This is a genomic window from Anaeromyxobacter soli (assembly GCF_022808855.1).
In the GTDB taxonomy this organism is placed as follows: Bacteria; Myxococcota; Myxococcia; order Myxococcales; family Anaeromyxobacteraceae; genus Anaeromyxobacter; species Anaeromyxobacter soli.
Window position 1 is genome coordinate 36,869 of record NZ_JAKZLF010000024.1, and the last position, 13,331, is coordinate 50,199.

Annotated in this window: 14 protein-coding genes; 1 reads left to right on the forward strand and 13 read right to left on the reverse strand. The window is 74.4% G+C overall.

Annotation, left to right across the window (positions count from 1 at the left end):
• Positions 1–19: 19 nt before the first annotated feature.
• The 13 genes from ribF to MLV88_RS16165 form a co-directional block, all read right to left on the reverse strand.
• On the reverse strand, positions 20–988 hold the full coding sequence (gene ribF, locus MLV88_RS16105; RefSeq protein WP_242339456.1) for a riboflavin biosynthesis protein RibF: 969 nt from the start codon (positions 986–988) through the stop codon (positions 20–22).
• Between the two features lie 110 nt (positions 989–1,098).
• A complete protein-coding gene (locus tag MLV88_RS16110; protein WP_242339458.1) occupies positions 1,099–1,512 on the reverse strand; it encodes a cytidine deaminase in 414 nt (137 codons plus the stop codon).
• The gene (locus tag MLV88_RS16115) at positions 1,509–1,877 is read right to left on the reverse strand and encodes a PilZ domain-containing protein (RefSeq protein ID WP_242339460.1); all 369 of its coding nucleotides are present in this window, start codon (positions 1,875–1,877) and stop codon (positions 1,509–1,511) included. The genes MLV88_RS16110 and MLV88_RS16115 overlap by 4 nt, the downstream gene beginning before the upstream one ends.
• A 45-nt stretch (positions 1,878–1,922) precedes the next feature.
• Positions 1,923–2,771 carry a purine-nucleoside phosphorylase gene (locus MLV88_RS16120; RefSeq protein ID WP_242339462.1) on the reverse strand — a complete coding sequence of 283 codons (849 nt, stop codon included), beginning with the start codon at positions 2,769–2,771 and terminating at the stop codon, positions 1,923–1,925.
• A gap of 72 nt (positions 2,772–2,843) precedes the next feature.
• Positions 2,844–4,148, reverse strand: a complete 1,305-nt coding sequence (locus MLV88_RS16125; RefSeq protein ID WP_242339473.1) for a thymidine phosphorylase — start codon at positions 4,146–4,148, stop codon at positions 2,844–2,846.
• A gap of 103 nt (positions 4,149–4,251) precedes the next feature.
• Positions 4,252–4,998, reverse strand: a complete 747-nt coding sequence (locus tag MLV88_RS16130) for a YebC/PmpR family DNA-binding transcriptional regulator (RefSeq protein WP_242355094.1) — start codon at positions 4,996–4,998, stop codon at positions 4,252–4,254.
• A 117-nt stretch (positions 4,999–5,115) separates the two neighbouring features.
• Entirely contained in the window at positions 5,116–5,499 is a 384-nt protein-coding gene (locus MLV88_RS16135) for a response regulator (protein ID WP_242339466.1), read from the reverse strand.
• Positions 5,500–5,507: 8 nt separating this feature from the next.
• Positions 5,508–7,007: a CheR family methyltransferase gene (locus tag MLV88_RS16140; RefSeq protein WP_242355096.1), complete on the reverse strand. Its 1,500-nt coding sequence runs from the start codon at positions 7,005–7,007 to the stop codon at positions 5,508–5,510.
• Positions 7,004–8,026 (reverse strand): chemotaxis-specific protein-glutamate methyltransferase CheB, encoded by a 1,023-nt coding sequence (gene cheB, locus MLV88_RS16145; protein WP_242339469.1) that lies wholly within the window; start codon positions 8,024–8,026, stop codon positions 7,004–7,006. The genes MLV88_RS16140 and cheB overlap by 4 nt, the downstream gene beginning before the upstream one ends.
• A complete protein-coding gene (locus MLV88_RS16150) occupies positions 8,023–10,323 on the reverse strand; it encodes a hybrid sensor histidine kinase/response regulator (protein ID WP_242355098.1) in 2,301 nt (766 codons plus the stop codon). The genes cheB and MLV88_RS16150 overlap by 4 nt, the downstream gene beginning before the upstream one ends.
• A 38-nt stretch (positions 10,324–10,361) precedes the next feature.
• Complete coding sequence (locus MLV88_RS16155; protein ID WP_242341343.1) at positions 10,362–11,633, reverse strand: methyl-accepting chemotaxis protein; 1,272 nt, start codon at positions 11,631–11,633, stop codon at positions 10,362–10,364.
• 19 nt (positions 11,634–11,652) lie between these two features.
• Positions 11,653–12,045, reverse strand: coding sequence for a chemotaxis protein CheW (locus tag MLV88_RS16160; protein WP_242341344.1), 393 nt, complete (start codon positions 12,043–12,045; stop codon positions 11,653–11,655).
• A complete protein-coding gene (locus tag MLV88_RS16165) occupies positions 12,042–12,551 on the reverse strand; it encodes a chemotaxis protein CheW (protein ID WP_242355100.1) in 510 nt (169 codons plus the stop codon). Before MLV88_RS16165 ends, MLV88_RS16160 begins: the two co-directional genes overlap by 4 nt.
• 76 nt (positions 12,552–12,627) lie before the next feature.
• On the opposite strand from MLV88_RS16165, the gene MLV88_RS16170 reads away from it, so the two are divergent.
• Positions 12,628–13,320 carry a response regulator gene (locus MLV88_RS16170; RefSeq protein WP_242355102.1) on the forward strand — a complete coding sequence of 231 codons (693 nt, stop codon included), beginning with the start codon at positions 12,628–12,630 and terminating at the stop codon, positions 13,318–13,320.
• The last annotated feature ends 11 nt before the right edge of the window (positions 13,321–13,331 follow it).

Genomic DNA, 13,331 nt, shown 5'->3' on the forward strand with positions numbered 1-13,331 from the left:
GTAAATCACGGAGCCCGGCCTACATGGGCGCCTTGTCCAGGACCTCTCTCGCGCGCTCCGCGTCCTCGGCGATCTGGGCCCGGAGCGCCTCCACGGACGGGAAACGCCGCTCGTCCCGCAGCCGCGCGACGAAGGCGAGGCGGATCCGCTCCCCGTAGAGGTCCCGGCCGACGAAGTCGAACAGGTGGGCCTCCGCGGTCACCGCCGCGCTCGCCTCGACGGTAGGCTTCACGCCCACGTTGCACACGCCCGCGTGGACCACCGCGCCCTCGAGCCCGCGCGGCCCCGGCTGCCCGCCCACCCAGGCGCGGACGGCGTACACGCCGTTCGCGGGGAGGAGCCCGGCCGTCTCGACGTTGGCGGTCGCGAAGCCGAAGCCGCGCCCCCGGCCCGCCCCGCGCACCACGACGCCGTCCACGTCGTGCGGACGGGTGAGGAGCAGGGCGGCCGCCTCGACGTTCCCCTCGAGGAGGAACTCGCGGACCTTGGTCGACGAGACGACGAGGCCGTCCACCGTGACCGGCTCGACGACGTGCAGCCGGATGCCGTGCGGGGCGAGCAGCGCGCGCAGGGTCTCCACCCGCGCGCGCTCGTGTCCCGCCGTGAAGTCGTAGCCGACGACCACGTCCGCGCAGCCGAGCGCGCCCGCCAGGTCCCGGGAGACGAACGCCTCCGCCGACGTCGCGGCGTAGGCGAGATCGAACGGCTGGAGGATCGTGGCGTCCGCGCCGGCGGCGGCGAGCAGCTCGAGCTTGCGCGGCAGCTGCACGAGGAGCGGCGGCGCGAGCTTCGGCCGGAGCACGCGGACGGGGTGGGGCTCGAAGGTGAGGACCGCCGCGGCGGCGCCGCGGCCGCGGGCGAGCTCGCCGGCGAGCGCGAGGAGCCGCTGGTGCCCGAGGTGGACGCCGTCGAAGTTGCCGACCGCGACGGCGGAGCCGCGGAGGCGCCCCGCGGCGCGGGCCTCGTCGAGCGAGCGGTACACGTCCATCGCGCCCGTTCATAGGGCGCGGGCCGGCCGCCGTCAAACGCACGGCGCGGTTGCGCGCCGGGGGACGCCCTGGCTGCGGTGCGCGACGTCGGCTCGAGCGAGCAGCGCCCTCAGAGGAAGCGCTTCGTGAACGCGCGCGGAAGGAGCTCGCCGAGCGTCGTGTCGACCGCCCCGCCGCGCGCCCCGACGAGCCTGACGGGCAGCTCGGGCCCGGCGAACTCCGCGAGCGTCTGCAGGCACATCCCGCAGGGCGGCGTCGGCTCGTCCGTCCCGCTCGCCACGGCGATGGCGTCGATCCGGCGCGCGCCCGCGGCCACCGCGGTGGCGACCGCCACCCGCTCCGCGCACAGCGTGAGGCCGTAGCTCGCGTTCTCGACGTTGCACCCGGCGTGAACCGCGTCGCCGGCGCGCACCGCCGCCCCCACCCGGAAGCTCGAGTACGGCGCGTAGGCGCGCTTGCGCGCGGCGCGGGCGGCGCGGGCGAGCGCGGCCGCGCCGCCGCTCTTTCCGGAGCGCGCGCTCACTCTTCCTGCAGGAGGCGCGCGATGGCGAGCTCGGCCGCGAGCGGCATGTCCACGAACTTCACGTGCGCGCCGAAGCGCGGCCCCTCACGCGACACCCGCAGCACCTCGCCGGACGCCTCGATCTCCTGCCGCGTCCCGGGGATGAGGAACCGGAGCTGGACGCGGTTCCCCGCGGGTGGGTGGAGCCCGCCGAAGTACACGCCGCCGAGGGCGAGGTTGCCCTCGTACGGCTCGAACGACCCGCCGAGCGCCGCGTCGCGCACCAGCAGGTGGATCGGGATGCGCCCGCTCTCGCGCCGGTCCGCCTCGGCCTCTTTATCGGTCGGGTCGGCGGCGTCGCTCTTCGGTGGCAGACGATCGTCCATGCTCGCCCCTCCGGAAGGGACGCTAGCAGCCTGGGGCCACCCTTTTCAACGAACCGCTCTGGGGAGGAACCCTTCCACGACCGCGGCCAGCCGGTCCTTGACGCGGCCGGCGGTCTCCGCGACCTCCTCGTGCGAGAGCGGCTGCCGCGAGAGCCCCGCGGCGGGGTTCGTCACCACCGAGATCCCGACGACCGGCACGCCCATGTGCCGCGCCGCGATGACCTCGGGCACCGTGGACATCCCGACGAGGTCCGCGCCGAGCAGGCGCAGCATCCTGATCTCCGCCGGCGTCTCGTAGGACGGGCCCGGCATGCAGGCGTAGACGCCGCGGCGGAGCGGAACGCCGCGCTCGGCGGCGGCCTCGTCGAGCAGCGCCCCGAGGCGCGCGTCGTACGCCTCCGACAGATCGGGGAAGCGCGGACCGAGCCGCTCGTCGTTCTCGCCCACGAGCGGGTTCATGCCGGAGAGGTTCAGGTGATCGACCATCCGGACGAGCTCGCCCGGGGCGTACGCGGGGTTCACGCCGCCCGCCGCGTTCGTCACGAGGAGCAGCTTCACCGGCATCGCGCAGAGCACCCGCGCCCCGAAGGCGACGTCCGCCGCGCTCCAGCCTTCGTAGCCGTGCACCCGCCCCTGCATCGCGGCGACGGCGACCCGCCCTCCCGGCGCGGCGAGCTCGCCGACGACCAGGCGCCCCGCGTGCCCCGGGACGCGCGAGACCGGGAACGACGGGATCTCCTCGTAGGGGATCGACACCGCCCGCTCGAGCCGGTCGACGAAGTCCCCGAGGCCCGAGCCGAGCACGAGCCCGGCCGCGGGCGCGAGGTCCGTCTTCCCCCGGATCCAGGCGAGGGCGTAGGAGAGGCGCGTGGAGAGATCGGCGCGGTGGGTCATGGCTCGCCCCTGTTCGCGCGCCCCGGCGGGCCCGCTTCGCTCGTTGGCTGCTCTCGGGTCATGGTCGGCCGCCTACAATCGCTCGAGGACGATCGGCCGCGCCGCGGGCGCGGCGGGGCCGATCCGGTAGGCGCCCGCGATGCGCCTCGCGATCCGCTCGCGGGCCTCGCTGCGCTCGCCCGCGTGCACCGTGCAGAGCGGCTCGCCCCGCTCGACGCGATCGCCGAGCTTCTTCGCGACCACGATCCCGACCGCCGGGTCCACCCGGTCCTCGACGCGCGCGCGGCCCGCCCCGAGCGCCACCGCGGCGAGGCCGAGCGCCTCCGCGTCGATCTCCGTGACGAAGCCGGCCTCGGGCGCGGCGACGTCGTAGCGCGCCGGCGCGCGCGGCAGCCGGCCGGGATCGCGGAGCACCGCCGCGTCGCCCCCCTGGGCGCGGACGATCTGCTCGAGCTTCGCGAGGCCGCTCCCGTCGGCGATGGCCGCCTCGACCCGCGCCCGCGCGGCGGCGAGGCCGGGCGCGGCGTCGCCGAGGACCAGCATCTCCGCGGTGAGCTCGACGGTGACCTCGCGCAGGTCCGGCGGCCCTCCGCCCGACAGGAGCGCCAGCGTCTCCTCGACCTCGAGCGCGTTCCCGATCGCCCGGCCGAGCGGCTCGTCCATGCGCGTGAGGAGCGCCGAGACGCGCTTGCCCATGCCGCGGCCGATCCCGGCGAGGGTCCGCGCGAGCGCGCGCGCGTCCTCGGGCCGCTTCATGAAGGCGCCCGAGCCGACCTTCACGTCGAGGACGAGCGCGTCGATCCCCTCGGCGAGCTTCTTCGACATGATGGACGCGGCGATGAGCGGGATCGACTCGACCGTCGCGGTGACGTCGCGGAGCGCGTAGAGCTTCCGGTCCGCCGGCGCGAGCCGCTCGGTCTGGCCGACGAGGCAGGCGCCGACGTCGCGGACCAGCGCGCGGAACGTCTCGACCGGCAGGTCCACCCGGAAGCCCGGGATCGCCTCGAGCTTGTCGAGCGTGCCGCCGGTGTGGCCGAGGCCGCGCCCGGAGATCATCGGCACCTTGACGCCGCAGGCGGCGGCGAGCGGCGCGAGGGCGAGGGAGACCTTGTCCCCCACCCCTCCCGTGGAGTGCTTGTCGACCTTCGCGCCCGGCACGTCGGAGAGGTCGAGCACGTCGCCGGAACGGAGCATCGCCTCGGTGAGCGCGCGGACCTCGCCCTCGTCCATGCCGCGGAAGAACACCGCCATGCAGAAGGCGGCCATCTGGTAGTCGGGGATCTCGCCGCGCGTGAAGCCGTCGACGAGCGCGGCGATCGCGTCCGGCGGGATGGCCCCTCCGTCGCGCTTGCGGTGGATGATCTCGTACGCGCGCACGCAGCCCTCCCGGAGCCTCACGCCGCCTCGGCCCGCCCGCGCCCACCCCGCGGGTGCGGACCGCCGGCCCGTTCGCCGCCCCTCGACGCCGTCCGCTGCCGCCTCAGGCGAGCCGCTCCATCAGCTCGTCGTCGATCTCGAAGTTGGCGTGGACGTTCTGGACGTCCTCGAGGTCCTCCAGCATGTCCACGAGCTTCAGCATGGAGCGCGCCTTGTCCGGGTCCGTGATCCGCAGCGTCTCCCGGGGGACGAAGGTGAGCCGCCTCGCGCCGAGCGGGAGCTTCTTCTCGAGCGCCGCGGCGACGCCGTGCAGGTCGTTCGGGAGCGTGCGCACCTCGAACCCCTCCGCGCCGAGGCTCACGACGTCCTCGGCCCCCGCCTCGATCGCCGCCTCCGTGACCTCGTCCTCGGTCGGGCCGGGCTTCACCTCGACGACCCCGCGCCGGTCGAAGTTCCACGCCACCGCGCCCTCGGCGGCGAGGTTCCCGCCGCCCTTCGCGAGGGAGGAGCGGACGTCACCGGCGGTCCGGTTGCGGTTGTCGGTGAGGCACTCGACGATCATCGCCACCCCGCCCGGCCCGTACCCCTCGTAGACGACCTCCTCGTAGGAGACGCCCTCGAGCTCGCCCGTGCCCTTCTTCACCGCGCGGGTGACGTTCTCCTGCGGCATGTTCGCCTCCTTGGCCGCGTCGATCGCGGCGCGGAGGCGCGGGTTGCCGGCGGGGTCCCCGCCGCCCATTCGCGCGGCGACGGTGATCTCCTTGATGACCTTCGAGAAGAGCTTGCCCTTGGCCGCCCCTTGCGCCTCCTTGTGGCGCTTGATCTTGGACCATCGGTTGTGGCCGGACATGGCGGCGTTCCTCTCGGCGGCCGCGACCCCGGGCGGCCCCTCGTCCCGAGGTAGCACGCGCTCCCCCGGATCTTCAAGCAATCGTGGGGAGTTCTAAGGCGCCGCGGGCAACCGCGCCTACCACAGGATCGAGTCCACCATCTCGTCGACCATGTCGCCGAGCCGGTCGATGCCGTGCGACTTGGAGAGGAACCCGTCGGCGCCCACCTGCTCGGAGATCTCCGCGAGCTCGTCGTCGCCCTTCGAGCTGAAGAGGATGATGGGGATCTTCTCGGTGTGGAAGTCCTGCTTCAGGACGCGGACGATGTCCTTGCCGGAGATGTCCGGCATCATGAGATCGGTGAGGATGATCTCCGGCTGGAAGCCGTCGAGCTGCGCCTGGAACTCGAGCAGGTTCGAGGCGATCGCGACCTTGTAGCCGCGGTCCTCGAGCACGGCCTTCTCCATCTCGAGCGTGATCGTCGAGTCGTCGAGGAGCAGGATCCGCTTCTTCTCGGCCATCGTTCTCCTCACAGCGCGGCGAGGGCGTAGTGCGCGGCCCGGACGAAGGCGGCGCCGTCCTCGGGGACGTCCGGATAGTAGCCCAGGAAGGCCTGACGCTTCCCATCCGGCCGGCGGGCGTGCGCGGCGAGCGCGTTCCGGTAGGCGAGCCGCGCGCGGTCGGGATCGCGCTGCGCCTCGCGGCAGCGCCCGAGCCAGTAATGCGCGAGCGCGAGGTCGGGGTCGAGGAACAGCGCCCGCGAGAGCTCGAGGGCGGCGCCGTCGGTCTCGCCCTCCTCGAGCAGGTGGATCCCGAAGAAGAGGTGCGCCTCGGCGCTGAGCGGCTCGAGCTGGAGCGCGGCCACGTAGCACTCGCGCGCCCGGTCGGTCTGCCGGAGGATGCCGTACAGGTTCGCCAGCGTGAGCCGCACCGCGAGGTCCTCGCCGCCCTTCTCGAGGAGCCGCTCGAGCAGCTCGCGCGCGGCGCCGAAGCGGCCGTCGGCGAACAGCGCCACCGCGGCGTCGAGGTACTCCTGGGGCGCGAGCGGCGGCTGCGGCGCCGGGATGGGCGCCGGGGTGGGGAGGCGCGGGGGCGCCGCCGGGGGCAGCGACACGTGGCGCACGAGCGGCGGCGCGGACGGCACCGGGACGACGGGGCGAACCGGGCGCGGGGCCGGGAGCGGCGTCGTGCGCGGCGTCTCCGGGCGCCGGTAGAGGAACGCCCCGGCGACCTCCGTGAGCTCGAAGCCCTCGAAGATGCGGAAGAGCGACTCGGAGTAGCCGAGGAACAGGTAGCCGCCCGGCGTGAGCGCGTGGAGGAACTGCGTGAGCACGTGCTGCGTCGTGGGCGTGTCGAAGTAGATGATGACGTTGCGGCAGAAGATGACGTCCCACCCGCCCTCGGGCCGCGGCATGGTGCCCGAGACCAGGTTGTGCGGACGGATCGCGGTGATGAACCGCCTGAGGCTCGCGCGCACGTGGTGGCGATCCCCGTCGGCGTCGAAGTGGCGCTCGCGGAGCGGCTGGGGGATCTCGCGCGCGCGCCGGGCGTCGTACGCGCCGCGCGCGGCCTGCGCGACCGCCTCCGGGTTCACGTCGGTGGCGAGGAGCTCGAGGTGCTCGGGCTCCGCCCCGGCGCCCTCCGCGGTCATCGCGATCGAGTACGGCTCCTCCCCGGTGGCGCAGCCGGCCGACCAGATCGCGACGCGCCGGCCGCCGCCGCGCGCGCGCGCGACGAGGCCGGGGAGCAGCGCCTCGAGCGCGCGGAACTGGCGCTCGTCGCGGAAGAAGCTCGTCTTGCCGACCGTGACGAGCGGGAGCAGCCGCCGGAGCTCCTCGTCGCCGCCGTCCTGCGAGCGCAGGAGGCCGACGTACGCGCGCCCGTCCGGTGCGTTGGGCCCGAGCTCCTCCAGCCGGGCGCCGAGGGCGAGGCGCAGCGCCGAGTGACCGTCCGGGCGCACGTGCAGGCCCACCCGCTCCTTGAGGAGCGCGGCGAGCTGCGTCAGGTCGTCCGGCGTGATCGGCCTCACCGGGTCAGCTCCTGGAGCGCGCGGGGGATCGCCTCGATCGGGAGCACGCGATCGACGGCCCCGAGCTCGATGGCCGCGCGCGGCATCCCGAACACCGCGCTCGTCGCCTCGTCCTGCGCGATCGTCGGCCCGCCGGCCGCGCGGATGGCGCGCAGCCCCTCGGCGCCGTCGCGGCCCATGCCGGTGAGGATCACGCCGCAGGCGCGCGCGCCGTGCTGCCGCGCCGCCGAGAGGAAGAGCGGCGTCACCGACGGCTTGAAGGTCTCGACCGGCGGCGAGTCCGAGAGCCGCACCGCGCCGTCGGCGACGACGAGGTGACGGCCGGAGGGGGCGAGGACGATCCGGCCCGGCGCGAGGACGTCGCCGTCCCGCGCCTCCCGCACGTCGAGCCGGGTCTCCGCGGCGAGCCAGGCCGCGAGCCCCTCGGTGAACCCGTCGGCGATGTGCTGCACGATCGCGACCGGGGCCGGGAAGACCGGCGCGAGCCCGCGCAGGAGGGACACGAGCGCGCGCGGGCCGCCGAGCGAGGCGCCGATGACGACGAGCTCCACGCCCGCGCTCCGCCGGGGCGGCGGCTCGCCCTCGGTGCGCAGCCCGCGCAGGTGGCGGATCACCTTCACGCCGGCGAGGAGCCTGAGGCGCGAGCGGAGCTGCCGCCCGTACGTCTCGAGGTCGGTCGTCGCGTGCGGCTTCTCGAGGATGTCGAGCGCGCCGAGCGAGAGCGCGCGGAACCCGACCGCCTCGGCGGGGTTGCCGGTGAGGACCAGGATCGGGGTGGGCGTCTCGGCCATGATCCGCGCGATGCCCGCGTAGCCGTCGGCCTCGGGCATGTTGAGGTCCATGGTGATGACGTCGGGCCGGTGCTGCCGCGCGAGCGCGGCGGCGGCGTGTCCGTCGGCCGCGACGGCGACCACCTCGAACCCCGGGCCGTCCGCGACCACCCCGGCGAGGAGCTCGCGGAACAGGGCGGAGTCGTCCGCGACGAGGACGCGGACCTGCCGCGCCTGTGGAGGCGTCACGCGCCGACCCCGCAGAGCCGCTCGAGCGTGGCGGCGAGGCTCTCGGCCTCGAGCTCGCCCTTGACGATGTACGCGTCGGCGCCGGCGTCCACGCCGCGGCGGCGCTCCTCGGGCGCGGAGAGCGAGGACATGATGACGATGGGCAGCTTCACGAACCGCGGCGTCGCCTTCACGCGGCGGGTGAGGTCGATGCCGTCGAGCACCGGCATCTGCACGTCGGTGACGAGGAGCTGGTAGCTGCCGGTCTGCAGCTTCCGCCAGCCGTCCTCTCCGTCCACCGCCTCGTCCACCTCGTGCCCGAGCGAGCGGAGCAGGGCCGCCTCCGCCTCTCGCGCGATCGCGCTGTCGTCCACGAGGAGCACCCGCAGGCGCCGCCGGTCGCGGCCGCGCGCCAGGGCCGGCGAGGCGAGCCGGCGGGCCGCGGCCACGATGTCCGGGGTCGAGAGGAGCAGCGCGACGCGCCCGTCCTCCAGCGCGGCGGCGCCGGTGACGAAGCGCATGCCCTTGAGGAACGCCCCGGGCGCCTTCACCGCCACCTCGCGCTCGCCGTGCAGCCCGTCCACCACCACCGCCGCGCCCTCGCTGCCGTGGTCGACGTACGCCACGAGCGGCCGCTTCGAGCGCGGGCCGCCGTTGAGCGAGAGGAGGGGCCCGAGCGCGACTACCGGCATGAGCCGCCCGCGGTAGCGCACGGCCCGGATGCCCGCGACCTCCGTCGCCTCCTTGGGGTCGAGCCGCCCGACGCTGTCCACGTCCACGGCCGGGATCCCGTAGACGTCCTCGTCGATGCGGACGAGGAGGACCTTCATGAGCGACAGCGACTGCGGCATGCGCAGCGTGAACCGCGTGCGCTTGCCCACCTCGGACTCGACCGTGACCGACCCGCCGAGCGCCGTGACGCGCTTGCGCACCACGTCGAGCCCCACCCCGCGGCCGCTCGTCTCGCCCGCCTGCTCGCGCGTCGAGAACCCCGCCATGAAGATGAGGTCGAGCGCGTTCCGCGCCGACAGGCTCGCCGCCTGCTGCTCGCCGATGATCCCCTTGCGCAGCGCGGAGGCGCGGACCTTCTGCGGGCTGATCCCGCGCCCGTCGTCCTCCACGGTCACGGCGAGCAGGTCGCCGTCCACCCGCGCGGAGATGACGATCTTCCCCGCGCGCGGCTTGCCCGCCTGCACTCGCTCGGCAGGCGTCTCGAGCCCGTGATCGACGCAGTTGCGGACGAGGTGGACGAGCGGGTCGTTGAGCGAGAGCAGGATGGCCTTGTCGACCCCGGTCTCGCCGCCGCGCACGACGCACTCGACCTCCTTGCCCTGCTCGCGCGCCATGTCGCGGGCGGCGAGGGGGAAGCCCGCGAGCACGCCGGAGAGCGGGATGAGCCGCGCCTCCCCGATCCGCTCGGCGAGCATCCCGAACTGCGCCTGGGAGGAGGAGGCGGCCTCGGTCTGCGCGCGGGCGAAGCGGAACGTGTCCGAGCGGAGGAGGTGGACGTCTCCCTCGATCTGCTCGACGAGCCGGGCGGTGCGCGCGTCGCGGAGCCGCTCGGCGAGCGCGATCACCCGGTCCGACAGCCGGCCCCACCGCGCGAACAGCGCGTTGAGGTCGCGGGAGCGGCGGATGGCCCGCTCTCCCTCGACGAGCACGTCGCCGGCGAGCGCGGCGATCTCGTCCAGCCGGTCGACGTCCACGCGGATCGAGGCGGCCGGCTTGTCCCCGCGAAGCTCGAGCCGGGCCTCGGGCGACGGCGCCGCGGGCCGCGCCGGCGCGGGCGCCGGGGCGGCCGGGGCCGCGCGCTCGCTCGTGGTCGAGGTCGTGGTCGAGGTCGTCGCGGTCGCGCTCGAGCTCGCGTGCGAAGGCGACGGCCCGGGCGCGGGCGACGCCGCCACCGTCGAGACCTCCGCAGCGCCCTCCGGCGCGCCCCGCGGTCCGGCGATGAGCGCGCGCAGGGACTCCGCGAGCTTCCCGGCCGCGTCCCCGCCCTCCGCGGGCGCGTCGAGCATCGGCACGATGGCGCCGCACGCCCGGAGGAGCGCGTCGAGCCGCTCGCCGGGGCTGTCCTTGGGGAGCGCCTTGAGCAGGTCCTCCGCCGCGTGCACCACGCTGGAGATGCCGACGAAGCCCATCATGCGGGCCTCGCCCTTCAGCGTGTGCAGCTCGCGCGCGAGCTCGTCGAGCGCCTCCGGCGTCCCGGCGCCGCGCTCGAGCTCGAGCAGCGCGCCCGAGATCTTCTCCACCCGGTCCGCGGTGGTCTCGCGGAAGCGGGGGAGGAGCTTCTTGCGGATCTCTTCGGAGACGCCCATGCGCGGCTCGCGGCGTGCCTTTCCCTGAGCGGCCCGGGCTACTCCACCTTGAAGCGCTTCACGAGCTCTGCGAGGCGCTCGGCGAGCTTCGTGAGCTCGGAGGCCGCGCCGGTCGCCTGCTTCGACCCGGCCTGCGCCTGGCGAGTGACCTCCTCGATCTCCGACATCGACTGCACGACCTGCTCGGTCGCCGTGCGCTGCTGCTGCGTCGCGAGGTGGATCACGCGGGCGGCGTCGCTCGTCTCCTGGATGCCGGAGAGGATGCCCGAGACGCTCGCCATGGCGTTGCCGCCGAGCTTCTCGCCCTCGGAGGCCTCGCGCTTGTTCCCGTCGGACGCCTCCTTGGCGGCGTGCGTCGCCTCGCGGATCTCCGTGATGAGGTTCTTGATCTCCTTCGTCGACTCGAGGACGTTCTCGGCGAGGCGGCGCATCTCGGCGGCCACGATGGAGAACCCGCGACCCGCCTCGCCCGCCTTGGCCCCCTCGAGGGCGGCGTTCAGGGCGAGGAGGTCCGAGCGGTCCGCGATCTCGTCGATGACCTCGACGACCGTGCCGATGCGCTCGACCCGCTTGGAGAGCTTCGCGATCGCGTCGTCCACCTCGACGGCGTTGTGGCGGACCTTCTCCATCGAGCCCATGAACGCCTTGATGGCGCCCTCGCCCTGCTTCGCGCCGGAGAGGGTCTGCTCGGCGATCGCGGCCACCATCTGCGCGTTCTCGGCGATCTGGTGCGAGGCGCCCTTCAGCTCCTCCATCGTCGCGGTCGTCTCGTGGATGGCCGACGCCTGCGCGCTCGTCGAGGACTCGTTCTGCGTCGCCGCCGCGAGCACCTCCGCGGAGCTGGTCGACAGCTGCATCGCCGCCTCGCGCGTCTCGGTGACGAACTTCTTCAGCGTCTCCATCACCTGGCCGATGCCGGCGATGAGCGGCGTGAGCGCGGAGTCGGTCGAGCCGGCGCGGAGCGAGCCCGAGAGGTCGCCCTGGATGACGAGGCGGATCATCGCCTCGATGGCCTCGTCGATGCCGGCCGTCACGATCTGCACGCGCTGGTGCGCCTGGCGAAGGTCCTCGACGACCGCGCTCGCGGCCCCGTTCACCGCCTCGGCGATGGCGCGCAGGCCGGGATCGTCGATCGCCCCGGCGTCCACGCGGCCGTCGTAGTTCCCCTCGGCGAAGCCGCGGAGGACCACGGCGATGCGGGCGGCGTCGGCGCCGACGACGGTGTTCCGCCTCTTCGCCGCCGCCGCGCGCGGCGCGGCCGCGCGGGCCTTCGGCTTCTGCTGGACGTCGAACGGATCGCGGGTGCTCATGGCTGCTCCGGGGGAGGCGTCACACGGGCGCGGCGGAGGTGGCGTGCTCGCGGACGAGGGTGGGGAGGTCGACGAGGAGGACGGGGTCGCCGTCGAGGAGCACGAAGCCCGTGACGGCGCCGGAGGTGAGGCAGGCGGCGGCGAAGGCGGGGAGCGGCTGCACCTGCACCTCCGGCACGCTCCGGGTGCCGATCACCTGATCGACCACCAGGGTCCGCTCCACGGCCTCGTCGTGGCTCGCGACGACGATGCCGCGCGTGCAGGCGCGCGGCGCGCCGAGCGCCGTCTCGAGGACGAGGTCCTCCGCGGGCACGTCCCGCACGCTGCCGATGCGGATGGCGTCGTGCACGACCGCCGCGAAGGTGCGCGGGCCGACCTGGAACAGGACGAGCTCGCTCGTCGGGCCGGTCACGCCGCGGCGCTCCCCGCTGGCACGGCGCGCGCCCGGGCGGTCTCGACGAGGCGCGGCAGATCGAGGATCGCGATGGCGCCCGCGCGGTCGCGGCCGACGGCGGAGAGGAACTCGGCGACGCCGCTCGACTCGGCCGGCGGCGGCTCGAGCTGGCGGCGCGGGATCGCGACGAGCCCCTCGACCGAGTCGCTCACCACCGCCACCTTCCACGGGCCGCAATGGACGATCGCGGCGCGCGTGCTCGGGCGGAGCGACACCGACCCCTGGCCGACGAGCTGGGCGATGTCGAGCACCGGCAGGACCTCGCCGCGGTGGGTGAACACGCCGGGGAGGAAGGCCGGCGCGGCCGGGAGCCGCGTGAGCGGACCGAGGCGGACCACCTCGGTGACGAGCGGGGCCTCGAACGCGTAGCGGCCGCCGAGGAGCCTCAGGCAGAAGAACCATGCCTCCGGCGCGGACGCCTGGGCGCCGGACTCGGGTTGCTGCGCTTCCTTCGGCTCGGCCATCGGGCGCGGATTATCCGCGAGCCCGGGACGACCGGGCAAGATCGGTGCTATTTTGATTCACCGGGAGAGGGGCGACGTGAAGGTCCTCATCTGCTGCGAGAGCGAGATCGTCCTACATGTGACCGGCATGGCCCTCGAGGCCGCCGGGCACCAGGTGGTGCTCGAGCGCGAGCCGCACGCGCTCGTCGCCGAGGCGGGAAACGCCGCGGCGCTGCTCGTCGACGCGGTGCGCGCGAAGCAGGCGCCGCCGCTCCTGCGCGACCGGGGCTTCCGCGGGCGCGCCCTGCTCGTCGGCGACGGGACGCCGGAGGAGCTCGCGCAGAAGGCCGCGGAGCTGAAGCTCGACGGCGCCGTCCCGTCCTCCCCGCCGGAGGACCTGCCGCGCCGCTTCACCGCCGCGCTCGAGGCGCGCCGCCGCGTGCTCATCGTGGACGACTCCGAGATCGTCGCGCGTCTGCTGAAGGAGGAGCTCGAGGCCAAGGGCTTCGAGATCCAGTACGCGCCGGACGCCGAGAAGGCGACCTCGATCATCCTGAAGCGCCAGACCCGGCCCGACCTCATCCTCCTCGACATCAACATGCCGAAGGTGGACGGCGCGCAGTTCTGCCGCTTCGTGAAGAAGAACGAGATGTTCCGCTCGATCAAGGTCGTCTTCTGCTCGGGCGAGGACAAGCAGAAGGTCGAGAAGCTCGTGACCGAGTGCGGCGCCGACGGCTACCTCCTGAAGGACGAGCTCCTCGGGAAGTGGATCGTCGACAACGCCCGCTGACCCGGGCCCCG

Bases quoted from the DNA above. Each gene is read 5' to 3' on its own strand.
- MLV88_RS16150 (WP_242355098.1), bottom strand. From the start codon at position 10,323: ATGGGCGTCTCCGAAGAGATCCGCAAGAAGCTCCTCCCCCGCTTCCGC.
- MLV88_RS16135 (WP_242339466.1), bottom strand. From the start codon at position 5,499: ATGGCCGAGAAGAAGCGGATCCTGCTCCTCGACGACTCGACGATCACG.
- ribF (WP_242339456.1), bottom strand. From the start codon at position 988: ATGGACGTGTACCGCTCGCTCGACGAGGCCCGCGCCGCGGGGCGCCTC.
- MLV88_RS16155 (WP_242341343.1), bottom strand. From the start codon at position 11,633: ATGAGCACCCGCGATCCGTTCGACGTCCAGCAGAAGCCGAAGGCCCGC.
- MLV88_RS16115 (WP_242339460.1), bottom strand. From the start codon at position 1,877: ATGGACGATCGTCTGCCACCGAAGAGCGACGCCGCCGACCCGACCGAT.
- MLV88_RS16130 (WP_242355094.1), bottom strand. From the start codon at position 4,998: ATGTCCGGCCACAACCGATGGTCCAAGATCAAGCGCCACAAGGAGGCG.
- MLV88_RS16120 (WP_242339462.1), bottom strand. From the start codon at position 2,771: ATGACCCACCGCGCCGATCTCTCCACGCGCCTCTCCTACGCCCTCGCC.
- MLV88_RS16165 (WP_242355100.1), bottom strand. From the start codon at position 12,551: ATGGCCGAGCCGAAGGAAGCGCAGCAACCCGAGTCCGGCGCCCAGGCG.